Below are 21,668 nucleotides of genomic sequence, written 5' to 3' on the forward strand. Positions count from 1 at the left end.
ATGAAAACCGTTGCCATCATTGATTACGGTATGGGCAACCTGCATTCCGTGAGCAAAGCCGTAGAACACGTAGCCCCGGATACCCGGGTGCTGGTGACCGACAACGCCGACCTTATCCGCAGCGCCGACCGGGTGATATTTCCCGGCGTTGGCGCAATTCGCGATTGCATGGCGGAAATTCGTCGGCTTGGTGTGGCTGAGCTGGTGAAAGAAGTATCCCGCGATCGCCCTCTGCTGGGTGTGTGCGTAGGCATGCAGGCACTGATGTCCCACAGCGAAGAGAACGGCGGAGTTGACTGCATTGACGTATTCCCCGCCCACGTTCGCTTTTTCGGCCATAAGCTGACCGAAAATGGCAAACGACTAAAAGTGCCGCACATGGGTTGGAATCAGGTGCAGCAGGTACAAGATCACCCCATGTGGCACAAAATCGCTGACGATGAGCGCTTTTACTTTGTGCACAGTTATTACGCCGAAGCCGAAGATAACGCCGACATAGCCGGCCGCACCCGTTACGGTGTTGACCTTGCGGCGGCGGTCGCCAAAGGCAATATTTTTGCGGTGCAGTTCCACCCGGAAAAGAGTGCTGATGCAGGTCTGCAGCTGCTGAAGAACTTTGTGAGCTGGAACGGAAGTTAGTTAGGCTGGAAACTCCCAATTCAGTCGGGCTTTGCCCCATACCCTCGTTCACGGCGTGCTCATGAACAAGGGTACGGGGCAGAGACCGCAGCACCGAACTATGGCACAACGCGATTTCATTACTGAAAATCAGGACAAACAAACGCTATGCTGATTATCCCCGCTATCGATCTGAAAGACGGCAAATGTGTACGCCTGCGCCAGGGCCGGATGGACGATTCTACCGTGTTCGGCGGCGATCCGGTTGATATGGCAACCCGCTGGGTAGAGGCCGGTGTGCGGCGCCTTCACTTAGTGGATTTGAACGGTGCGTTTGCCGGTGAGCCGGTTAACGGTGAAATTGTGAAGGCTATCGCGCGCAAGTATCCGGATTTACCGATTCAGATTGGTGGTGGCATCCGCTCCGCAGAGATTATTGAAACCTACCTGCAGGCCGGTGTGCAGTGGGTGATTATTGGCACCAAAGCGGTGAAAGAACCCGAATTTGTGACCGAAATGTGCAAACGTTTCCCCGGCCATATTATTGTGGGCCTGGACGCCAAAGATGGCCGCGTGGCCACCGACGGCTGGGCCGAAGTGTCTGAGGTTATGGCAACCGATCTGGCCCAGCGTTTTGCGAACGACGGCGTAGACTCCATTGTGTACACCGACATTGCCCGCGACGGCATGATGCAGGGCGTGAACGTAGAAGCCACCGCTGCGCTAGCCAAGGCTTGCGGTATACCGGTGATTGCTTCTGGCGGCGTGACCAATATGGACGACTTAAAGCGCCTTGGCGCTGTGGCCGATCAGGGCATTCTGGGCGCTATCACCGGCCGTGCGATTTACGAAGGCACTCTGGATGTAGCCGAAGCGCAGGCTTATTGTGACAGCCTGAACGCCTGAACGCCTGAACGCCTGACCTTCTGATTCATCACCTTCAAGACCTTTGACTGTACGGAGCATTCCCATGGCACTGGCCAAGCGCATTATTCCCTGTCTGGATGTAGACAAGGGCAGGGTAGTGAAAGGCGTGAATTTTGTGGATATCCGCGACGCCGGCGACCCGGTGGAAGTGGCGCGCCGTTACAACGAGCAGGGCGCCGATGAAATTACCTTTCTGGATATTACCGCCAGCCACGAAAGCCGTGACACCACCTATGAAACGGTAGAGCGAATGGCGGCGGAAGTGTTTATTCCCTTGACCGTCGGCGGCGGTGTGCGCACGGTGGAAGATATTCGCAAACTGCTGAATGCCGGTGCCGATAAGGTGGCCATCAATACCGCGGCGGTGTTTGATCCTGAATTTGTAAGAACTGCGGCCGAGCGTTTTGGCAGCCAGTGCATTGTGGTGGCGATTGATGCCAAGCGGGTGAGTGCCGAGGGCGAAGAACCCAGGTGGGAGATTTTTACCCATGGTGGCCGCAAGCCCACAGGTTTGGATGCGGTGGAATGGGCGCAGAAGATGGTGGCGCTGGGTGCCGGCGAATTACTACTAACCAGTATGGACCGCGACGGCACAAAAATTGGCTTTGACCTGGGCCTTACTCGCGCCATCAGCGATGCGGTAACGGTGCCGGTGATTGCGTCTGGCGGGGTAGGCGGGTTACAGCACTTGGCCGATGGCGTAACCATCGGCGGCGCGGATGCGGTTCTGGCGGCGTCGATATTTCACTTCGGCGAGCACACCATTCCAGAGGCAAAAGCGTTCATGAAAGCCCAGGGAATTGAAGTGCGGGATTAGCCAGCCAAGCAATTACAACTGGGCAGGGCTGTTGTCCGATTCCGGTTTTCTCGCGTAAGCAGGCACGATGGCCTGCTTTTTTTCGTTTGCAAACATGGCTTTGTTGCCGTTGCGAATGGCCCAAACGCCGCTGACGGTTGCTATTGCAATGCCTTGCTCATCCAGCAGCGGTAGGTGCTTTTCCAGATAATCTACGGTGATCTTGTGGGGGTGGCCGATGGCGATGGCCGTGCCCTGTTGCCGCGCACGTTGAATCAGCAGTTTGAATTGCCGGTCAACAAATTCTTCGGTTTGTTCGTGGTCCAGAAACACATCGCGGGTAAAGCTGGGGATGCGGTGGGCACGGGCGACATCACCGGCTATCGAGCTTGCGATGGTGCGGCTATCAACGAAGTACAGCGGGTACTGGCCCAGTTCTGTCATCACCCAATCCATGGGTTGCAGGCGCTGCGTTAGCAAGCTGCCCATGTGGTTATTGACCCCCTGAACGTGAGGCACCGACTGCAAAGCCCGCCGCAATGTACGGGTAAGTTGGGCTTGGTCCATATCTTCGGTCAGGCCGCCTGGCCCCAGCCCGAAATGCTGGGTATTGGCCATGGGCGCGTGCAGCATGATTTCCTTATTCAGGCTGTGTGACAGTTTGGCCAGCTCTACGGTATGGCGGCGGTAGGGCAGGAACGACAGGGTGATGGGCTGTTCCAGACGCGCCAGGCGCTCCCCTTCCAGCCGGTCGTGGCCCATGTCATCAATGATGATGGCGATGGTGGGTGGTGGCCCGGCCAGCGCTATATTGCTCACCATGCCTACAAGCATGGTGAGCAATATGCGAATCGAAGTATTCGATAGCCGCGGTTTCACAAAGCGCTTCTTGGGGAGTGCCTCATGGAAAGCGCCCCTTGGAAAGTGCCTCACGGAAAGCAACTTATTGCTGAGCGCTGGACGTGCCGGCGCGGCTGATGATGTTCAGCCCCTTCAGCAGGTTCAGTGCTGAGCGCAACTGGTAGTCACGATCCAGAACCGCTTCAGCGGATTCCTTGGCGCTATCGCGTACATTCTGAGCTTCGTTTTTACGGTTTTCGGCTTCGTTCTTGCCTTCCAGATGACCGCTTAAATCAGCTTCAGTAAACATCGGCGGGCTCTCCAGTTCTTTCAGCTCTGCCGGTTTTACTTCGATATCCGGTTTTATGCCGGTGGCCTGAATGGAGCGGCCGTCTGGAGTGTAGTAGCGGGCTGTGGTCATTTTTATGGCGTGAGTTTCATCCAGCGGAATCACGGTTTGCACGCTGCCTTTGCCAAATGACTGGGTGCCCATCACCACGGCGCGGCGATGATCCTGCAAGGCGCCAGCGACGATTTCTGATGCAGACGCGGAACCGCCGTTGATCAGAACCACCATGGGCGTGTCTGCCAATATGTCGCCTTCTGTGGCGCTGAAACGCATACGTGAGCTCTGTATGCGGCCCTCGGTATACACCACCAGGCCTTCGTTTAGCACAGCGTCAACAGTGTCTACTGCGGCCTGTAGTACGCCGCCCGGGTTGTTGCGTACGTCCAGAACGACACCTTTAAGCGCACCACCGGCGTCTTTTTTCAGGGCCGTCAGGGCGTCGCGGAACTGGCTGCCGGTTTCGGCCTGGAATTGGGTGATGCGCACATAGCCGTAACCGTCATCCAGCATACGGGATTTCACGCTGGTGACCTTGATGATGGCGCGCTCGACCGGAATGACCAGCGGCCCTGTTTCGCCGTCGCGGATAATCGTCAGTTGTAGAATACTGCCGGGTTCGCCGCGCATCAGCTCTACCGCGTCTTGCAGCGACATGCCTTTTACCGGTTGCTCACCCAGTTTTATGATGACATCGCCAGACCGCACGCCGGCCTTTTGCGCAGGGGTATCATCTATGGGGGTAATAACCTTAACAAAGCCGTTTTCCATGCCCACTTCGATGCCCAAACCACCGAAGGCACCGCTGGTGCTTTCTTCCAGATCTTCGTAATCTTTTGGAGCCAGGTAGGTGGAATGCGGGTCGAGCTCTGACAGCATGCCTTTTATGGCGCTTTCAAGCAGTTGGCTGTCAGTGACTTCCTCCACGTAAGCGTCTTTGATGCGACTGAACACAGCGGTAAATTTACGCAGGTCGTCCAGCGGTAGCAGCTCGCGTTCGGCAGGCATGTCAATGCCCGCGTGAGCATCGGCGATTGTGCTGGTTGGCGTCTGCTGCGCGAAAGCCCAACCGGAAGCGGCAAAACAGGAGGCCATAACGAGGGCCTGCATCGGTAAAGCATGAAGAGTGCGTTGGGCAAGTTTCATTCACTTATCCTGTATTTATTCCGCTAGTTGGGGGGGTTCCGCTAATTCGCCACAGTATGGCGGGAGCGCTGGCGTTTGTCAGCTCTTGCCGGGTTTCGCGGGTTGCCCGGCCAGCCAGCGTGACGGATTATCGGGTTTGCCGTTGTGGCGTATTTCAAAATACAGCGCGGTTTTGTCGGTGCCGCCGGTCTGGCCGGCCTGAGCAATGGCCTCGCCGGCATCTACCCAGTCTCCGGTTGTGGTGTAAAGGCTGCTGGCATGGCCGTATAGGGTCATATAACCATCGCCGTGGTCAATAATGGTTAGCAGCCCAAAGCCACGCAGCCAATTGGCGAATACAACACGCCCGTAATGAATAGCCCGCACTTCTGCGCTTGTGTCGGTGTGCATTAGCAAGCCGTTGCGGCGTAGTTTGCCTTCGGCATAGGATTCGCCAAAGCTGCTGACCACGGTTCCAGCAGCGGGCCATGGCATTTTTTTGCGCAGTTTCGCAAACGGCTGGTTAGCATTTGGCGCAGGTATGCTGGTGATGGCCTGTTGCACTTCCTTCAGCAGGGCCTCCAGGCGCTTTTGATCGGCGGCCAGTCCGTCGCGCTCACTGCGACGCTGGCCGATGTCTGCGTTCAGGCTTGCCAGAGTCTGTTCGCGCTGCTTGCGGGTTTGCGCAAGTTTTTGCTGGCGCTGCTCTACATCGGCCTCGGTGGCGGCCAGTCTGGCGCGGGTATTTTGCATTTGCGTGCGGGTTTGGTTCAGCTCTGCCAGGCTGGCCTGAAAAGCCTGTACTTGGCCGACTGTGTAATTGCCCAGGTATTCGTAATAGGTGAGGGTGCGGGCAATATTGTTGGGGTCGGTTTCGTTGAGCAGCACTTTCAGGGCGCTGGCGTCGCCTTCCATCCAGGCCTGGCGCAGCAGCTTCTTCAGCTGTTCGCGTTGGCCGTTGAGGATGAGGGTTAACTGCTGTTGCCGGGTTTCCAGTTCTGCCAGCTGTGTTTGCTGGCTGGCGGCCTGCTGGTTTAGGTTGCGGGCTTCTCGGGTCAGGTCGCTGATGCTGCGCTCCAGACCGGTCAGCTGTTGTTGTAGTTGCGAACGGTCTTTTTCCGCTTTGGTCAGCCACTGGTTAATGGCGCCAATCTGCTTTTTCAGCTTTTCAATCTGGGCCGGAGTTACCTGTTGAGAAGTTGCCTGCTGTGCAGCCGCTGTTTGCGCGGCTACCTGGGCTGCGCCGGCAAAGGCCAGCACCAGTAGCAAAGGTAACACCAGTAGCGCGCGTAACATGGCAACCTGCCCGTTTACAGTCAACCGATCTCAGCCAGGCTGTGGCCTGTCATTTCGGTGGGTTGAGCTGCGCCCATCAGCGCTAGCAGCGTGGGCGCCACATCGCTCAGGGCGCCACCGTCGTTCAAAATTATCTGTTTTGGGCCGGTGTATACCAGGGGTACAGGGCCAATGGTGTGGGCGGTGTGTACCTGGCCGGATACCGGGTCTTGCATCTGCTCGCAGTTGCCGTGGTCAGCGGTTATCAGGCCTTCGCCACCCACTTCCGCAAGCGCTTCTACAACGCGCTTTACGCAGGCGTCCAGGCATTCGGCCGCTTTGATGGCAGCGTCGAGCTTGCCCGTGTGGCCAACCATGTCGCCGTTGGCGTAGTTGCAGATGATCAAGTCGTATTTGTCGCTTTTAATGGCTTCAACCAGTTTGTCTGTTACCTCCGGGGCGCTCATTTCCGGCTTCATGTCATAGGTGGCAACGTCTGGGGACGGCACCAGAATGCGGTCTTCTCCGGTAAATGGCTCTTCGCGGCCGCCGTTGAAAAAGAAAGTAACGTGGGCGTATTTTTCAGTTTCTGAAATCCTCAGCTGGGTTTTGCCAGCGTTGGCCAGATATTCGCCCAGGCCATTCACCAGCTGCGCCGACGGATAGGCGCAGCTGGCTTTTATGTCGGCGGCGTATTCGGTGAGCATTACAAAGTCAGCGAGCTGGGGCACTTTTTTGCGTTTGAAGCCGTCAAAATCAGCGTCAACAAAGGTGCGCGTCAGCTCGCGGGCGCGGTCTGCGCGGAAGTTCATAAACAACACGGCGTCGCCATCGTTAATGATGGCGGTGGTATCACCTTCGGCCTGAATGCGGGTTGGTTTTACAAATTCATCATTTTCATCGCGTTCGTAAGCCTGCTCCAGAGCGGTTACCGCGTCTTCGCAAGTGTATTCAGCTTCACCCAGTGTCATTACGTTGTAGGCAGATTCTACGCGGCCCCAGCGGTTGTCGCGGTCCATGGCGAAGTAGCGCCCGGTAACGCTTGCAATGCGGGCAACGCCAAGTGTGGCAAGGCTGGCCGCGGCGTTTTCCAGCGACGCTTTGGCGCTGCGCGGGGGCATGTCGCGGCCATCCAGAATGGCGTGCAGGTAAACGGCTTTAGCGCCGCGGGTTGCAGCCAATTCTGCGGCGGCAAGAATGTGGCGTTCATGGCTGTGAACGCCGCCTGGCGACAGCAGACCAATCAGGTGAACGGCTTTACCCTGGCTCACAGCGGCGTCTATGGCTTTGCACAGGGCCGGGTTTTTCTGGAAACCACCGTCTTTCAGGTCTTTGTCGATGCGGGTCAGGTTCTGGTATACAACGCGACCGGCGCCAAGATTCATGTGACCTACTTCGGAATTGCCCATTTGTCCGCTGGGCAAGCCTACAAACATTCCGGAGGTGTCAATCAGCGTTTTCGGGTTGTTTTGCCACAAACTATCCCAGAACGGTGTATTGGCGTTGCTGATAGCGTTGTCTTCGGCCGGGTCGCGGTGGCCCCAGCCGTCAAGAATGATGAGTGCTGTTGGCGTGCGAGTCGCTGTCATGACGTGCTCCGGTTATTGGCAGTGTGTTGTTGTTGATCTGAGTGGGATTGAAGATTCTAACCGCTTTCATTTGCCCATGCCACGCCGGTTACCTTCTGCGTAGGGCTGCGGGTGTGTATAATCTTGCCAAATTATTTTGCAGGGTGTTTTCATGGATCGCTTGTTTGAATTTGTTGTTAACCATTACATTCTGGTGTCGGTATTCGTTGCCTTGCTTCTGGCGCTGCTGGCCCTGGAAACCCGCCGCGGTGGTGCCAAAATTTCCGCCCAAGGCGCTGTGAGCCTTATTAACCGGGACGAAGCGGTGGTGGTGGATATCCGTGAGCGCAAAGAATTTAACGAAGGGCGCATCACGGGCTCGATGAATATTCCATTGAGTGCTTTGAAAAGCCGCAGCAGTGAGCTGTCCAAGCACAAAGAAAAGCAGCTGATTGTGGTCGACAAGATGGGGCAGCATTCTGCTATGGCGGTCAAACAGCTTAATACTGAAGGTTTTACCAATGTAGTGCGCCTGAGCGGCGGGATTGCCGACTGGAAAGCCAGCAATTTGCCGCTGGTAAAGAAATAACGAAGGGTTGTGTTGCCGCCCAGCGCCGCAGCACGTCGCTTAATTCACGGGCAACCTGGCCCAGATTGATAATAAAGGATTGAACATGGCTGAGAATTCGAAAGCTGCAGCAGGCAATGAAAACCAGAATCAACCACAATTCGCCATGCAGCGCATTTACGTAAAAGATCTTTCTTTCGAATCCCCCAATGCTCCGGTGGTGTTTCAGGATCAGTGGAAGCCGCAGGTCAATCTTGATCTGAACACGGGGCATAGCAAAGTCAGCGATAATCAGTATGAAGTTGTGCTGTCACTGACGGTAACGGCAAAAATCGAGGATAAAGTCGCCTACATTGTTGAAATCCAACAGGCCGGCGTTTTTCTGGTAAACGGCGTGGAACCTCAGCAATTGGGCCACATGTTGGGGGCCTACTGCCCGACCATCCTGTTCCCCTACGCCCGCGAAGCCATTGATAATCTGGTAAGCCGTGGTAGCTTTCCGGCACTGATGCTGGCGCCGGTTAACTTCGACGCGATTTATGCCCAGGCGCTTCAGCGCAAGCAAGAAGAAGCGACGGCTGCAGAAGCCACCAGCGAGCCCAAAACTCACTGACTTTCTGAGCGAGCAAAAAACCCAGCTTACGAGCCGGGTTTTTTATTCAGAGCCGCAAAATGCCAACTGCCGCCAAGCTTCATAAACCACCAGTGCAGCGGTATTCGACAGATTCAGGCTGCGGCTGTGAGCGCACATGGGCACTCTCAGGCGGTGGCCATCGGGTAGGGCATCGCGAACCGGTGCGGGCAAGCCGCGGGTTTCCGGCCCGAACATCAGATAGTCACCTTCCTGGTAACTGACCTCATGATAGTAATGACTGCCTTTCGTTGTCAGCCCAAACAGCCGTTGCGGCTGCTCGGAATGTAAAAACGCCGGATAACTTTTGTGTACTTTTACACTGGCGTATTCGCTGTAATCCAGCCCGGCCCGCCGCATCCGTTTGTCTTCGAGGGTAAACCCCAGTGGTTCAATCAGGTGCAGTTTACAACCGGTGTTGGCGCAGAGCCGGATAATGTTCCCGGTATTTGGAGGAATTTCCGGCTCGTACAGCACGACATTCAGCATATTAGATTAGCGTTCCGTTTAACATCTTGAGCTAGCGCTCCGTTTAACATGTTGAGCTAGCGCTCAACCGCCAGCGCCACACCCATGCCGCCGCCGATGCACAGTGTCGCCAAGCCTTTTTTGGCATCTTGACGCACCATTTCGTGCAGTAGGCTGACCAGAATACGGCAGCCGGAAGCGCCGATCGGGTGACCCATCGCAATAGCGCCGCCGTTTACATTAACCTTGGCTAGGTCCCAACCCATATCGCGGTTGACCGAAATAGCCTGGGCCGCGAAGGCTTCGTTAGCTTCAATCAGGTCCAGATCGCTAACGTCCCAACCCGCCAGTTTCAGGCAGCGTTTGCTGGCAGGAATCGGGCCGGTGCCCATAACAGAGGGGTCTACGCCAGCACTGGACTGGGCTTTGATGGTGGCGAGTACGGTCAAGCCCAGTTCTTTGGCTTTTTCAGCGCTGCACACCATAACGGCGGCTGCGCCATCGTTGATGGTCGAGGAGTTAGCGGCCGTTACTGTGCCGTCCTTTTTGAACGCAGGGCGCAACTTAGACAGGCCTTCGGCTGTAGTGCCATCGCGCGGGCCTTCGTCTTTGGCGACAATAATCGGGTCGCCTTTACGTTGGGGAATCGAAACCGGCACGATTTCGTTGTCAAAGCGACCGGCTTTTTGCGCTGCTACGGCTTTTTGCTGCGACGCAGCTGCGAATTGATCTTGCTCTTCACGGCTAATGCCGTATTTTTCAACGATATTTTCGGTGGTTATGCCCATGTGATAGTCGTTGAAAGCGTCCCACAGACCGTCATTGACCATGGTGTCTACCAACGCCCAGTTGCCCATACGCTGACCATTACGACTGTTGGGGAGAACGTGGGGCGCCTGGCTCATGCTTTCCTGACCACCGGCAATGACGATTTCTGCGTCGCCGTTGCGGATAGACTGCACCGCCATGTGCACGGCTTTCAGGCCGGAACCGCAAACCTTATTGATAGTCATAGCCGGCACAGTCGCCGGCAGCCCGGCGTTAATAGATGCCTGGCGCGCTGGATTCTGGCCGCAGCCCGCGGTAAGTACCTGGCCCATAACAACTTCGCTGACCTGATCACCGGCAACGCCGGTTTCTTCCATCAGCGCTTTAATGACAGCCGTTCCAAGCTGGTCAGCGCGCAGGGTTGATAATCCCCCACCAAAACCGCCGACCGCCGTCCGCTTGGCGGCAACAATGACAACATCACGCATGAGCATTCTCCATTTTTAGCATGCGGGCGGCAGATTTGCCGCGCCTGAGTCAAACTATCCACAGTGTAGCCGTTTGATGGGCGAGCACCAACCGCTGACTGCGTGACAGGTTCAGCGCTTGTTTATTACGCTGTGGACGGCCTCCAGCCGGCACTGGTTCATAGCCTGGCCCAGTTCCGGCCCGCGGTAACCCTGGGCCAGTAAGGTTTTGGCGTGTACACCCGCAGCCGCCTGCAACGATTCTGCCAGCTGTTGCAGCCCGATCTGTTGTAAAGGCAGGTCGAGGCCGTTTTGAAGGGGCAAGGTGACGCGTAACAATTGCAGCGCTTCTTGCAGGCGTTCTGGCCGGCGCCAGGCGTCTGCCGCGTTAAGGGTTTCCAGCAACTGCTCGGCCAGTTCGTTTTGGCTATGGGTGATGTTCATGCAGGATGAACAGCGCAGGGTGCAGGCCAGGGTGGCAAGCTCCTGGCAGACTTTTGGCGCCTTTAATAAAGTCACCCGATTGTTGGCTTGTGCGCTGGAAAGCGGCAGTAACAACGCTGCAATTCGCTGCGCTGTGTTGGCGCCGGGTAAATTCTGGTGCAATTGCTGCAGGGCGTTAAGGGCTTGTTGGCGTACTGGCTGCGCTGCAAATTCCGGCAGGAGTTCAATCAGGGCGCCACAACTGTGTAGCACCTCAAAAAACGTCACTGGAGAAGTCTCGTGTAAGGCGCGTTGAAGCTCTTGCCATACCCGTTCAGGCACCAGGTGGCGCACTTCGCCGGCGTCAGTCATGGCCTGCATCAATTGCAAGGTGTGGGGGTGAACAGCAAAACCCTGGGGCGCGAAGCGGGCGGCAAAACGTGCGGTGCGCAGAATGCGCAGAGGATCTTCAGCGAAGGCTTCGGAAACGTGGCGCAACAGACGGTCTTGAAGATCCTGCTGGCCGCCGAAAGGGTCAATAATCTCGCCGCCTTCGGCCTGCGCCATGGCATTAACAGTCAGATCGCGGCGTTTCAGGTCTTCTTCGAGGGTTACGTCGGGTGCGCTGTACACCGTGAACCCGTGGTAGCCACGGCCTTGCTTTCGCTCGGTGCGGGCCAGCGCATACTCCTCGTGGGTATGCGGATGCAGGAACACCGGGAAATCAGCGCCCACCTGGCGAAAACCTTGTGTCAGCATGGTTTCGGGCGTAGCGCCCACCACCACCCAGTCGCGGTCTTTAACTGGCAGGCCCAGCAGTTGATCGCGCACTGCGCCGCCAACCAGGTAGATGTCCATAGGGGTACCCATAATAGCGAGAAGTTGTGGCGCAGATTAGGTCAGAAGCCGCTGCTACACAAGCCGCTGCCGGTTATGCTCGCGCGGCGGTTTTTTGCCGTTTACGCTGGGTATACTTAGGTGCCAGCGTAAAAATGCTAGCACAGTCAGCGGCTTGTATAACCTGGCCCGATTCTTTCATGTAACAGTCAAACCGCATTTTCGGAGATTAGTAATGACACTTCGCGTTATAACCGCGTTACTGGCGCTGTTGATGACGACAGCTTGCGCTCCCACGGGGCAGCAGGGCCGCAACGCAGACGCCAACCGCTTCGCGCCGATTACCCTGCGGGTTAGCGGCTACGGCACCTATGAAGACGCCACCAAAGACCGGTTGGACACGCGCAAGCGCCTGATGGCGCGCAGGGCCTCCCAGCTCGATGCTTATCGTAACCTGGCGGAACGGGTTTACGGTACGGTGGTTTACGGCGGTGCTACGGTAAACGACTTTGTGCTGCAGAACGATAATTTTCGAGCCTACGTTGACAGCTATTTGCGCGGTATGAAAACCGTATCTGTGAACGAACACAGTGACGGCGTAGTGGAAACGGTCGTCGAATTGAAACTGGAGCCGCGCTTTCGCCAGTGCGTTGCCAGTGTGCCCGACACCCAGGTTGCCCGTTATTGCTCGTTACCTTTGCCCCGCGAAAATGACAGTGCTGGCGATGTTCGCAGCGGCAACACCGATTCTCTTTACTACCTGGATTAAGCGATGACTGCTTTCTACCGAAGGCTACAACAGCGTATTTCAATCGCCGCTGCTTGTGTTTTAGCACTGGCGCTTGCCAGCCAGCCGCTGTTGGCCGCGGTTGTCGAGGGTGTCGGCCATGCCAGCATTCATAATGGTGATATTGATAGCGCCAGAGCCCAGGCACGGCAGGCGGCTATGCGCGACATGGCACTGCAATACGACGCCCGTATCAGCAACAGAGATACGGTTGAAAATGGCGTGCTGACGAATTCGCGCTTGCGCATTACCAGCAATGTCAGCGCCCACAATGTGCAGGTGGTGGATGAGTTTCGCAGCGGCCAGTTGCTGCGCTTGACCCTGCGCGCAGAAATGACCGCCCAGCAACGCAGTTGTGGTAACGGTGCGGCGTCCACGTTGAAAAAACGCGTGGCGATTACCGGATTTCCATTGTTGTACCCTGATCACGCCCGCGTTGGGCGGCTGGATGATGCCGGCGAAATGCTGCCGCAACAGTTACAAGCGCGTTTGCGTGAAGCCGGCAGTGTGCAGATTCTTGCGGCGACCAATTTGCGGATGTATGGCGATTTACTGAACGCACCCACCGCCCAGCAGGATGACAATCGGCTGACCAATGTGCGTCAGTTGGCGCGGGAGCTGGGTGCCCAGTTTGTGGTCAGCGGTGTTATACGGGACCTGAATGTGGCTGATCCTGCGGCCTGGAATACGTCGGTATTCGGCAAACTTAAACGTGGTTTGAACGCTGTCGATCAGACCCGGCGCTTTATTGCGGATATGGTGATTTATGATGGTTTTAGTGGGGCACCGGTTTACCAACAGCGCTTCAGTGCCCGCGAGCAATGGAATGCTGGCCCCGGCAGTGCCAGCGGTTTTGCCTCGGCCGGTTTTGAACAAACCGACTATGGTAAGGCGGTCGCGCAGGTAATGGATGACATGGCCAAGTCAGTGACGGATGCGCTGAATTGCCAACCGTTTATGACCCGAATCAGCCGTGTTGACGGTGAACTTGTCACCATTGAATCGGGTGCCACCTCTGGATTGCGGCCGTCAGCAACGCTGCAGGTATACCGCAGTGCACAGCACTTTGAGGCTCTGGACGCAACACCCGAGCTGACTGAAACCGGGGTTAACATCACACTCAACAATGTTCACCCTGAGTTCGCCTCTGGCAAGCTGTCGGCCCATGGTGGCCAAACCAATATCCAGCAGGACGATATTGCCGTGGTGTGGTAGCTCGTCGTGTGCGTTATCGTTTGCCAAAGAAAAGGCCCGCACATGCGGGCCTTTTCTGATGTGTCTGGGCTAAAACAGTAATAGGTTATGCGGCCTCCGTAGAGGCGATATCGCGGATTTTGCTGATCATCGAGCGCAGACCGTTTCCGCGAGTCGGAGAGATATGGCGGAATAAATCCAAGCGTTCAAACAGCTCGTCGATGTCGATGGCCAGAAGTTCACGGGGTTCGTGATTGTTCAGCGCCACTAGGATGATCGCCGCTAGCCCACGCACAATAATGGCATCAGAATCGATCAGCAGAAACAGCTTGCCGTCGGCTTCGTAGTGGTGAATCAGCCACACCTGGCTCTGGCAGCCGTGCACGTAATTCTTTTCGTTGCGTTCGGAATCTGGAAATGGTGGTAGCTGTTTGCCCAGGTCGATAATGAACGCGTAGCGATCTTCCCAGTCATCTAAAAGCTCGAAGGCGTCAAACACGTCTTCCATTGTGGTGCTGGTACCCAGCGGATTTTTCGTGAAATCGATTGCGCTGGTGGTCATTACAACATCCCCAGTTCAAGTTTGGCTTCGTCGGTCAGCATGTCGCTGTTCCAGGGCGGGTCAAAGGTCAGGTCTACCGTGACTTTATCAACGTTGGGCACGTGTTCCAATTTGGCTTTCACATCTTCGGCAATCACTGGGCCCATGCCACAACCCGCGGCGGTAAGAGTCATGATGATGTAAATGTGATTGCCGTGCTTTGGTTCTTGCTTGATGGAGCAGCTATAGATCAGCCCCAGCTCTACCACGTTGACCGGAATCTCCGGGTCATAACAGTTACGCAGAGCTTCCCACATCTGATTTTCGTTTACCGTGCCGTCTTCCGGAGTATCAAAATTACTGACCAGTGGCTGTTTGCCCAAAGCGTCGGCGTCGTGGCCTTCAATGCGCACCAAATTGCCATTAACCGCCACTGTAAATGTGCCGCCCAGTGACTGGGTAATAGTGACGAAGGTATCCGAAGGAATCATGACTTCCGTTCCGGAGGGAACCAGGCGGGCTTCCACTTCGCGTTTGGTCAGTACAACTTCTCGTTCTTGCATCTGTTACTCCGTCATACCACTGTAAAGCTTTCGCCGCAGCCACATTCTGCGGTGGCGTTGGGGTTGCGAAACTCAAAGGTGGAGTTCACGCCTTCGGTAACAAAATCAATTTCAATACCGTTCACCAGTGACATGTGTTCGTCTTTTACAAATAGGTCTACGCCGTCGATATGAAATATCCGGTCATCGCTGCCGGACTCTTCCACCCACTGGGTTTCGTACTTAAAGCCGGAGCATCCGCTCTTTTTGATGGCAAGACGAATGCCTAGCGCTTCGGGCTTTTTGTCCAACTGCTTGCGCACGTGTTTAATCGCACTGGGGGTCATGGTGACCGCAATGGTTGGGGCGAATACTTGGGCTGTCATAATTTCACCTCCATTAGGTAAACAAACGCTGTATTTTTTGCAGGGCAGCGAACAACTGCTCTACTTCTTCCAGAGTATTGTAGAACGCAAACGAGGCTCGCGCTGTACCGGGAAGCCCGTAATACTCCATCAGCGGCATGGCACAATGGTGGCCGGCACGAATGGCAATGCCCTGCTGGTCGAGCAGAGTACCGATATCACTGGGGTGCAGACCGTCAATTTTAAAGGATATCAACGGCACTTTATGGCGCGCTGTGCCAATCACGGTCATACCCGGCACGCTGGTTACCAACTCGTTGGCGCGCTGGAGTAGAGCGTTTTCGGCCGCTTCCATCGCGTCGCGATCCAGGGTAGCCAAATAATCAATAGCAGCGCCCAGGCCCACGGCTTCGGCAATGGCCGGAGTGCCGGCTTCAAACTTGTAAGGCAAGGTGTTGTAGGTGGTGCCGGCAAAGCTCACTCGTTCAATCATCTCGCCGCCGCCTTGCCAGGGTGGCATGGCTTCCAGCAACTCGGCTTTGCCATAGAGCACACCAATTCCGGTGGGGCCAAACAGCTTGTGGGCCGAAAACACGTAAAAATCGCAACCCAGCGCCTGCACATCGGGCTGGAAATGGGGCACGGCCTGGGCGCCATCTACCAGGGTGATCACGCCCTGTGCTTTGGCTTTGGCCACCATGTCAGCGACCGGATTCACTGTGCCTAACGCATTGGATACGTGGGTGATGGCCAGAATGCGAGTGCGCTCACTCAACAGTGAATGAAACGAGTCCATGTCCAGTTCGCCTTCCGGCGTTACATCAATCGGCAGTACCCTGGCGCCGGTGCGCTCTGCCAGCATCTGCCAGGGCACGATGTTGGCGTGGTGCTCCATCTGGCTCAGCAAAATTTCGTCGCCCGGTTTAAGCAGCGGTGCCAAGCCGTTGGCCACCAGGTTGATGGCTTCGGTGGCGCCGCGGGTCCAGATAATTTCCCGTGCGCTGGGCGCGTTCAAAAATTGCTGGACCTTCTTGCGCGCGCCTTCAAAGGCGCTAGTGGCACGGTCAGCCAGGGTGTGGGCACCACGGTGAACGTTGGAGTGCATTTCCCGATAATAGCTGTCCATGGCCTGCAACACCGCTTCCGGGCGTTGTGATGACGCGCCGTTGTCCAGATACACCAGCGGTTTGCCGTTTACCTGTTGCGACAGTATGGGAAAGTCCCGGCGTACCGCGTGTACGTCAAACAGCGGTTGGGTGATTTTGGCCACAGACAAAGTGCTCATAACCGATTATACCTCTTGGAATGCCTGGTCGAAGAACTGGTTCAGGCCGGTGTTGGCGGTGTCACGCACCTGCTCCACCGGAATCTGCGCCACCAGTTCATTGATAAACGCCATGGTCAGCAGAACTTTTGCATCACGGGGGCTAAGGCCACGGGACACCAGATAAAATATGGAATCGTTATCAAGCTGGCCGATGGTCGCGCCATGGGCGCACTTTACGTCGTCGGCGTAAATTTCCAGTTCTGGCTTGGAGTCAATTTCCGCGCCGTTGGTGAGCAGTAGATTTTTGTTGCTCATGTTGGCGTTGGATTTTTGCGCATCCTGATGGATGTGTATACGGCCGTTAAAAATAGCGTGAGATTTGTCTGCCGCAATGTTGCGATAGCTTTCTTCGCTGTTGCAGTGGGCCGCAATGTGTTCGATGGTGGTGTGATTGTCGTAATGCTGGGTACCCTGGGTAACCACCACGCCATTGAGTTTGCACTCGGCACCTTCGCCTTCAAGGCGCACATGCAAGTCGTGACGGCGCAAGGTGCCACCAAAGCCAACGCTGTGACTTTCAAAACGCGAGTTGCGCTGCTGGCGCACGCCGGTGGTGCCCATGTGTTGCACATTCTGACCTTCGGTATTCAGGCGCACACTGGTGACATTGGCGCCATCGCCCAGGCTGAACTCGGTGGCGGTGTTGACCATCACCGGACTTTCGCCGCTGGAAACATAGTCTTCCACCAGGGTGAGCTGGCTGTTGCTGCCTGCGGCTACCAAAATACAAGGGAAGGCAGACCCGCTGTGGCTGGCGCTGGTGTGGTGAACCACAAACAGCGGCTGGTCCAGCACGGTGCCTGGTTGCAGCTGTATCAGCAGGCCGTCTTCAAAGCGCGCAGCGTTCAGCAACGACAGGTTTATCGAACCGTGTTTTGCTGGCTGATCGCTGATGGATTTGCCAAGCAGGTCAGCGGCAAGCTCGGCGTCATCGCCGTTCAAATCACTGAAGCGCTGTATGCTAAGGCCTTCCAGCGCTGGGTAGTTGCTGGCTTCGGGGCGCACAACGCCGTTCACCAGTACCACGGTGTAACCCTGAATGTCGGCTTCGGCGCCGGCACTGGCGTTCAGTGGCAAAGAGCTGGCCATTTCATCGGTCAGTTTCAGATGTTTGGCCGAGTACTTCCAGTTTTCAGTTCTGCGTGTGGGCAGCAGCAAATCCGTCAGAGCGCTGGCTCTGTTAGCGCGTAGCGCCAGCAGTGGCTCGGGCAGAGCTTGACCCGCCGATTGCAGAAAGGCGCTGGAAAGCGTAGATGCAGATTTCATGTCGCGACCTCCCGATCAGTGGCTGGCAGTTGTGTTATCTTTAACGCCGAGCCAGCCGTAGCCTTTCGCTTCCAGTTCCAGGGCCAGTTCGCGGCCGCCTGATTTGATGATTTTGCCATCGGCCAAAACGTGTACGTAATCTGGAACTATGTGGTCCAGCAGGCGCTGATAATGGGTAATCATCAGAATGGCGCGATCGGGTGCACGTAAGGCGTTCACGCCGTCGGAAACCACTTTCAGGGCGTCTATATCCAGGCCGGAGTCAGTTTCGTCAAGAATGGCGAGTTTTGGCTGCAGCAGCAACGCCTGCATGATTTCGTTACGCTTCTTTTCGCCGCCAGAAAAGCCTTCGTTCACGCCGCGTTTGAGAAACGCGGGGTCCAGATCGACCTGTTTGGAGACCTCTTTAGCAAGCTTCATGAATTCAGCGGCGTTCATGTCGTCTTTGCCCTGGTGCTTGCGCATGGCGTTAACGGCGGTGCGCAGGAATTGCAGGTTGCTGACGCCGGGAATTTCAACCGGGTATTGGAACGCGAGAAAAACGCCTTCACGGGCACGCGCTTCGGTGGGTAGTTCAAGCAGATTGTCGCCGTTGAGGGTAACTTCGCCTTCGGTGACTTCAAATGCGTCATTGCCTGCCAAGACCTGCGACAGGGTACTTTTGCCGGAGCCGTTGGGGCCCATGATGGCGTGAACTTCGCCGGCTTTTATTTCCAGGTTGATGCCTTTGAGAATCTGTTTGCCTTCAACGGAGGCGTGCAGGTTTTTGATGCTCAGCATTTGTGATTTCTCTCTTTTAAGCTTTTGAATTCGTTTCAATCAAATTTTGCGCTTTTATAAAGCTTAACCAACCGAGCCTTCCAGGCTGACTTCCAGCAGTTTGCCGGCTTCTACCGCAAACTCCATAGGCAGCTCTTTGAAGACTTCTTTACAGAAGCCGTTAACGATCATGGATACGGCCTGCTCCGCGTTGATGCCGCGCTGGCGGCAGAGGAACATCTGTTCGTCGCTGACTTTTGACGTGGTCGCCTCGTGTTCCACGATGGCCGACTTATTCTTGCTTTCTATGTACGGGAAAGTGTGGGCGCCGCAGCGGTCACCAATCAGCAGGGAGTCGCACTGGGTGAAGTTTCGTGCACCTTCGGCTCCCGGGTTGAACTTGATCAGGCCGCGGTAGGTGTTGGAGCTGCGACCGGCAGATATACCTTTGGAAATCACCGTGCTGCGGGTGTTTTTACCCAAGTGAATCATTTTTGTGCCGGTGTCGGCTTGCTGGTAATTGTGGGTCAGCGCGACTGAGTAAAATTCACCTACGCTGTTGTCGCCACGCAGTATGCAGCTGGGGTACTTCCAGGTAACGGCTGAACCGGTTTCGACCTGGGTCCAGGATACTTTGGAGTTGTCACCGATGCAGGCGGCGCGTTTTGTAACAAAGTTGTAGATGCCGCCTTTGCCATTTTCATCGCCCGGATACCAGTTCTGCACCGTGGAGTATTTGATCTGGGCATCTTTTAGTAGCACCAGTTCGACTACCGCAGCGTGCAGCTGATTTTCATCGCGCATGGGCGCGGTACAGCCTTCCAGGTAGCTAACGTAACTGCCTTCGTCGGCGATGATCAAGGTGCGCTCGAACTGGCCGGTGTTGGCAGCATTGATCCGGAAGTAGGTCGACAATTCCATCGGGCAGCGCACTCCTTTGGGGATGTACACAAATGAGCCGTCGGAGAATACCGCCGAATTCAGCGCTGCGAAGTAGTTGTCAGCGGCGGGAACCACGCTGCCCAGATACTTTTTCACCAGTTCCGGGTATTTCTGAACCGCTTCTGAAATCGGGCAAAAGATAACGCCGGCTTTTTCCAAGGGCTCTTTAAAGGTGGTGACGACAGAGACAGAGTCGAATACTGCATCTACCGCAACGCCCGCTAATTTGGCCCGTTCATGCAGCGGAATACCCAGTTTTTCATAGGTGCGCAGCAGCTCGGGATCGACTTCGTCGAGGCTCTGAGGCATATCTTCCGGGCGCTTGGGCGCGGAATAATAGGAAATCTCGTTGTATTTTACCTTTGGGTAATTAACGTGTGCCCAGTCAGGCTCTTCCATTTCGAGCCAGCGGCGATAGGCTTTCAGGCGCCACTCCAGCATGAATTCGGGTTCTTGCTTGAGTTCAGAAAGACGGCGAATTACGTCTTCATTGAGGCCCGGCTCAAAGGTGTCTGACTCAATCTCGGTTACGAACCCGTGTTCGTAATCCCGTTTGATGAGTTCTCTTACCTCTTTGTCTGTGGTCGCCATGATCGTCGCTCCGTGTTCTTTTATCGTGGGCTGTGACGCCCTTTAGTTTGCTAGCAACTGCAAGGGTTGCAGGGCTGATCTATTGCTTGTTGACACTGATTGTACAATACCAGAGTATTTTAGTCAGGTATTAAATCGAGGAAAACACATTAAAGCCGCAAACCACTTTTAAAGCGGTTTGCGCGTCTGGGTTCCGGTCAGTGCGCGCTATTATACGTGCAGTTTAGCTTTGTGTGCCATTCGGTAGGATGCGTGTCAGGTAGCTGTGAACAAGCTGCGCCGGAGCGTTTGGAGGCACAGGAATACGCACAGTGTGGCCACTGCCGGGGGCGCAATCCATGGCGCCCCCGTTGAGATTTTCCATAGCAGGCAGGTTGAATCGCAGGTTGCCGCTGGGGGTGACCAGTTCCAGCAGGTCACCGATGGAGAATTTGTTTTTTACGGTGATGGTAAGCCACTGGTCGTTGGCGTCGGCGATGGCGCCCACCACCTGCTGGCTGCCGAGATAGGATGAACCCCGCTCGTAGCTCTGATATTCCTGGGGCAGGTGGCGGCGCAGGAACCCTTCGGTGTAACCGCGGTTCGATAGAGCCTCGAGCTCGTCCATCAGGCTCATGTCAAAAGGCTTGCCTTGCACAGCTTCGTCAATGGCTCGGCGGTAGGCCTGGGTAGTGCGTGCTACGTAGTAGGTGCTTTTGGTGCGGCCTTCAATTTTCAGTGAGTGCACGCCCATTTCGCACAGGGCGGCTACGTGCTGCACCGCGCGCAGGTCGCGGGAATTCATGATGTAGGTGCCGTGTTCGTCCTCATAAGCGGGAATTAAGCTGCCGGGACGGTTGGGTTCTTCCAGCAGAATTTCCTTGGGTTCTATCTCCCTGGGTTCTATCTCCTGCACAGGACTATCAGAAGAGCGGGCGATCAGGTCGCCGGTTTGATCGTGGCAGTGTGCCACCGGTTTGTAGTTCCAACGACAGGCGTTGGTACAGGCGCCTTGGTTGGCATCGCGGTGGTTCATGTAGCCCGACAACAGGCAGCGGCCGGAGTAAGCCATGCACAGAGCGCCGTGTACAAACACTTCCAGTTCCATCTGCGGCACCCGCTCGCGGATCTCGCGAATTTCGCTCAGTGCCAGTTCCCGTGACAGAATTACCCGGCTGATGCCCTGGCGGCGCCAGAACTCCACCGTTGCCCAGTTTACCGCGTTGGCCTGAACAGACAGGTGTATGGGCTGGTCTGGCCACTGCTCTTTTACCAGCATGATTAGACCGGGGTCGGACATGATAAGCGCATCGGGTTGTTGCTCCAGTACCGGCGCCAGATCTTTCAGATAGGAGCGAACCTTGTCATTGTGGGGTGCAATGTTAGATACCAGATAGAACTGCTTGCCCAAACTGTGAGCGCGCTCGATACCAGCACCCAGGGCGGCTGCGTTCTTGAAACTGTTGTTGCGAACCCGCAAAGAATATCGTGGCTGGCCGGCATAAACCGCATCGGCGCCATAGGCAAAGGCGGTTTCAAGGTGCTCAGGGGTGCCGGCAGGCGCAAGTAGTTCCGGGGTATTCATAACGGGCTCCGGGATGAGTATGTTGAGGATAGGGCGCTTATCAAGAGTAACGAGCGCGCTATTGTGCCCGAGCCAATCGGAATTTCAGTTGACCTCGCTCAAGGGTATTATGGATTAATTTCAGCTAACATCT

At 55.8% G+C, this 21,668-nt stretch carries 22 protein-coding genes; 7 read left to right on the forward strand and 15 right to left on the reverse strand.

Annotated features, from left to right (window positions below; genetic code table 11):
* The 3 genes from hisH to hisF all read left to right on the forward strand — a co-directional run bounded on the left by hisH (nt 1) and on the right by hisF (nt 2,362).
* Nucleotides 1-639 (forward strand): imidazole glycerol phosphate synthase subunit HisH, encoded by a 639-nt coding sequence (gene hisH, locus MELB17_RS06745; protein WP_007349422.1) that lies wholly within the window; start codon nt 1-3, stop codon nt 637-639.
* A 147-nt stretch (nt 640-786) separates the two neighbouring features.
* Nucleotides 787-1,524 (forward strand): 1-(5-phosphoribosyl)-5-[(5-phosphoribosylamino)methylideneamino]imidazole-4-carboxamide isomerase, encoded by a 738-nt coding sequence (hisA, locus tag MELB17_RS06750; protein WP_007349423.1) that lies wholly within the window; start codon nt 787-789, stop codon nt 1,522-1,524.
* 64 nt (nt 1,525-1,588) lie between these two features.
* On the forward strand, nt 1,589-2,362 hold the full coding sequence (gene hisF, locus MELB17_RS06755) for an imidazole glycerol phosphate synthase subunit HisF (RefSeq protein ID WP_007349424.1): 774 nt from the start codon (nt 1,589-1,591) through the stop codon (nt 2,360-2,362).
* A 12-nt stretch (nt 2,363-2,374) separates the two neighbouring features.
* On the opposite strand, the gene MELB17_RS06760 is transcribed toward hisF, so the two are convergent.
* The 4 genes from MELB17_RS06760 to gpmI all read right to left on the reverse strand — a co-directional run bounded on the left by MELB17_RS06760 (nt 2,375) and on the right by gpmI (nt 7,516).
* Complete coding sequence (locus tag MELB17_RS06760; RefSeq protein WP_007349425.1) at nt 2,375-3,220, reverse strand: divergent polysaccharide deacetylase family protein; 846 nt, start codon at nt 3,218-3,220, stop codon at nt 2,375-2,377.
* A gap of 64 nt (nt 3,221-3,284) precedes the next feature.
* Nucleotides 3,285-4,673, reverse strand: a complete 1,389-nt coding sequence (locus MELB17_RS06765) for a S41 family peptidase (protein ID WP_007349426.1) — start codon at nt 4,671-4,673, stop codon at nt 3,285-3,287.
* A 78-nt stretch (nt 4,674-4,751) separates the two neighbouring features.
* Nucleotides 4,752-5,948 carry a murein hydrolase activator EnvC family protein gene (locus MELB17_RS06770; RefSeq protein ID WP_007349427.1) on the reverse strand — a complete coding sequence of 399 codons (1,197 nt, stop codon included), beginning with the start codon at nt 5,946-5,948 and terminating at the stop codon, nt 4,752-4,754.
* A gap of 20 nt (nt 5,949-5,968) precedes the next feature.
* The gene (gene gpmI / locus MELB17_RS06775; RefSeq protein WP_007349428.1) at nt 5,969-7,516 is read right to left on the reverse strand and encodes a 2,3-bisphosphoglycerate-independent phosphoglycerate mutase; all 1,548 of its coding nucleotides are present in this window, start codon (nt 7,514-7,516) and stop codon (nt 5,969-5,971) included.
* Between the two features lie 151 nt (nt 7,517-7,667).
* Here gpmI and MELB17_RS06780 point away from each other — a divergent pair, with 151 nt between their 5' ends.
* Nucleotides 7,668-8,084, forward strand: coding sequence for a rhodanese-like domain-containing protein (locus tag MELB17_RS06780; protein ID WP_007349429.1), 417 nt, complete (start codon nt 7,668-7,670; stop codon nt 8,082-8,084).
* A gap of 85 nt (nt 8,085-8,169) precedes the next feature.
* Nucleotides 8,170-8,676: a protein-export chaperone SecB gene (secB, locus tag MELB17_RS06785; protein ID WP_007349430.1), complete on the forward strand. Its 507-nt coding sequence runs from the start codon at nt 8,170-8,172 to the stop codon at nt 8,674-8,676.
* Between the two features lie 42 nt (nt 8,677-8,718).
* Here the strand turns inward: secB and trmL are convergent, their stop codons facing one another.
* The 3 genes from trmL to MELB17_RS06800 form a co-directional block, all read right to left on the reverse strand.
* Nucleotides 8,719-9,183 (reverse strand): tRNA (uridine(34)/cytosine(34)/5-carboxymethylaminomethyluridine(34)-2'-O)-methyltransferase TrmL, encoded by a 465-nt coding sequence (gene trmL / locus MELB17_RS06790; protein ID WP_007349431.1) that lies wholly within the window; start codon nt 9,181-9,183, stop codon nt 8,719-8,721.
* 56 nt (nt 9,184-9,239) lie between these two features.
* Nucleotides 9,240-10,418, reverse strand: coding sequence for an acetyl-CoA C-acetyltransferase (locus MELB17_RS06795; RefSeq protein WP_007349432.1), 1,179 nt, complete (start codon nt 10,416-10,418; stop codon nt 9,240-9,242).
* Between the two features lie 111 nt (nt 10,419-10,529).
* Nucleotides 10,530-11,678, reverse strand: a complete 1,149-nt coding sequence (locus MELB17_RS06800; protein WP_036183873.1) for a tRNA nucleotidyltransferase — start codon at nt 11,676-11,678, stop codon at nt 10,530-10,532.
* A gap of 214 nt (nt 11,679-11,892) precedes the next feature.
* Between MELB17_RS06800 and MELB17_RS06805 the strand changes: the two genes are divergently transcribed.
* A complete protein-coding gene (locus MELB17_RS06805; RefSeq protein ID WP_007349434.1) occupies nt 11,893-12,426 on the forward strand; it encodes an LPP20 family lipoprotein in 534 nt (177 codons plus the stop codon).
* Between the two features lie 3 nt (nt 12,427-12,429).
* A complete protein-coding gene (locus MELB17_RS06810; RefSeq protein WP_007349435.1) occupies nt 12,430-13,659 on the forward strand; it encodes a flagellar assembly protein FlgT in 1,230 nt (409 codons plus the stop codon).
* A gap of 85 nt (nt 13,660-13,744) precedes the next feature.
* Here the strand turns inward: MELB17_RS06810 and MELB17_RS06815 are convergent, their stop codons facing one another.
* The 8 genes from MELB17_RS06815 to yegQ all read right to left on the reverse strand — a co-directional run bounded on the left by MELB17_RS06815 (nt 13,745) and on the right by yegQ (nt 21,535).
* Nucleotides 13,745-14,200: a SufE family protein gene (locus MELB17_RS06815; RefSeq protein ID WP_007349436.1), complete on the reverse strand. Its 456-nt coding sequence runs from the start codon at nt 14,198-14,200 to the stop codon at nt 13,745-13,747.
* Nucleotides 14,200-14,742, reverse strand: coding sequence for a putative Fe-S cluster assembly protein SufT (gene sufT / locus MELB17_RS06820; RefSeq protein WP_007349437.1), 543 nt, complete (start codon nt 14,740-14,742; stop codon nt 14,200-14,202). The genes MELB17_RS06815 and sufT overlap by 1 nt, the downstream gene beginning before the upstream one ends.
* A gap of 11 nt (nt 14,743-14,753) precedes the next feature.
* Nucleotides 14,754-15,107 carry a HesB/IscA family protein gene (locus tag MELB17_RS06825; protein WP_007349438.1) on the reverse strand — a complete coding sequence of 118 codons (354 nt, stop codon included), beginning with the start codon at nt 15,105-15,107 and terminating at the stop codon, nt 14,754-14,756.
* A gap of 13 nt (nt 15,108-15,120) precedes the next feature.
* Nucleotides 15,121-16,371: an aminotransferase class V-fold PLP-dependent enzyme gene (locus tag MELB17_RS06830; RefSeq protein ID WP_007349439.1), complete on the reverse strand. Its 1,251-nt coding sequence runs from the start codon at nt 16,369-16,371 to the stop codon at nt 15,121-15,123.
* Between the two features lie 6 nt (nt 16,372-16,377).
* Entirely contained in the window at nt 16,378-17,679 is a 1,302-nt protein-coding gene (sufD, locus tag MELB17_RS06835; protein ID WP_007349440.1) for a Fe-S cluster assembly protein SufD, read from the reverse strand.
* Between the two features lie 15 nt (nt 17,680-17,694).
* Nucleotides 17,695-18,459 (reverse strand): Fe-S cluster assembly ATPase SufC, encoded by a 765-nt coding sequence (sufC, locus tag MELB17_RS06840; RefSeq protein ID WP_007349441.1) that lies wholly within the window; start codon nt 18,457-18,459, stop codon nt 17,695-17,697.
* A gap of 63 nt (nt 18,460-18,522) precedes the next feature.
* Nucleotides 18,523-19,971, reverse strand: coding sequence for a Fe-S cluster assembly protein SufB (gene sufB, locus MELB17_RS06845; protein ID WP_007349442.1), 1,449 nt, complete (start codon nt 19,969-19,971; stop codon nt 18,523-18,525).
* 223 nt (nt 19,972-20,194) lie between these two features.
* The gene (gene yegQ, locus MELB17_RS06850) at nt 20,195-21,535 is read right to left on the reverse strand and encodes a tRNA 5-hydroxyuridine modification protein YegQ (protein WP_007349443.1); all 1,341 of its coding nucleotides are present in this window, start codon (nt 21,533-21,535) and stop codon (nt 20,195-20,197) included.
* Between the last annotated feature and the right edge of the window lie 133 nt (nt 21,536-21,668).

It is taken from the genome of Marinobacter sp. ELB17 (assembly GCF_000169375.1).
GTDB lineage: Bacteria > Pseudomonadota > Gammaproteobacteria > Pseudomonadales > Oleiphilaceae > Marinobacter.

Coding starts and splice junctions, on each gene's coding strand:
- MELB17_RS06780 (WP_007349429.1), top strand. CDS start 7,668: ATGGATCGCTTGTTTGAATTTGTTGTTAACCATTACATTCTGGTGTCG.
- MELB17_RS06825 (WP_007349438.1), bottom strand. CDS start 15,107: ATGACAGCCCAAGTATTCGCCCCAACCATTGCGGTCACCATGACCCCC.
- MELB17_RS06795 (WP_007349432.1), bottom strand. CDS start 10,418: ATGCGTGATGTTGTCATTGTTGCCGCCAAGCGGACGGCGGTCGGCGGT.
- hisF (WP_007349424.1), top strand. CDS start 1,589: ATGGCACTGGCCAAGCGCATTATTCCCTGTCTGGATGTAGACAAGGGC.
- trmL (WP_007349431.1), bottom strand. CDS start 9,183: ATGCTGAATGTCGTGCTGTACGAGCCGGAAATTCCTCCAAATACCGGG.
- MELB17_RS06800 (WP_036183873.1), bottom strand. CDS start 11,678: ATGGACATCTACCTGGTTGGCGGCGCAGTGCGCGATCAACTGCTGGGC.
- MELB17_RS06830 (WP_007349439.1), bottom strand. CDS start 16,371: ATGAGCACTTTGTCTGTGGCCAAAATCACCCAACCGCTGTTTGACGTA.
- sufT (WP_007349437.1), bottom strand. CDS start 14,742: ATGCAAGAACGAGAAGTTGTACTGACCAAACGCGAAGTGGAAGCCCGC.
- sufC (WP_007349441.1), bottom strand. CDS start 18,459: ATGCTGAGCATCAAAAACCTGCACGCCTCCGTTGAAGGCAAACAGATT.
- gpmI (WP_007349428.1), bottom strand. CDS start 7,516: ATGACAGCGACTCGCACGCCAACAGCACTCATCATTCTTGACGGCTGG.
- MELB17_RS06805 (WP_007349434.1), top strand. CDS start 11,893: ATGACACTTCGCGTTATAACCGCGTTACTGGCGCTGTTGATGACGACA.
- hisA (WP_007349423.1), top strand. CDS start 787: ATGCTGATTATCCCCGCTATCGATCTGAAAGACGGCAAATGTGTACGC.
- secB (WP_007349430.1), top strand. CDS start 8,170: ATGGCTGAGAATTCGAAAGCTGCAGCAGGCAATGAAAACCAGAATCAA.
- MELB17_RS06765 (WP_007349426.1), bottom strand. CDS start 4,673: ATGAAACTTGCCCAACGCACTCTTCATGCTTTACCGATGCAGGCCCTC.
- MELB17_RS06770 (WP_007349427.1), bottom strand. CDS start 5,948: ATGTTACGCGCGCTACTGGTGTTACCTTTGCTACTGGTGCTGGCCTTT.
- MELB17_RS06810 (WP_007349435.1), top strand. CDS start 12,430: ATGACTGCTTTCTACCGAAGGCTACAACAGCGTATTTCAATCGCCGCT.
- yegQ (WP_007349443.1), bottom strand. CDS start 21,535: ATGAATACCCCGGAACTACTTGCGCCTGCCGGCACCCCTGAGCACCTT.
- sufB (WP_007349442.1), bottom strand. CDS start 19,971: ATGGCGACCACAGACAAAGAGGTAAGAGAACTCATCAAACGGGATTAC.
- hisH (WP_007349422.1), top strand. CDS start 1: ATGAAAACCGTTGCCATCATTGATTACGGTATGGGCAACCTGCATTCC.
- sufD (WP_007349440.1), bottom strand. CDS start 17,679: ATGAAATCTGCATCTACGCTTTCCAGCGCCTTTCTGCAATCGGCGGGT.
- MELB17_RS06815 (WP_007349436.1), bottom strand. CDS start 14,200: ATGACCACCAGCGCAATCGATTTCACGAAAAATCCGCTGGGTACCAGC.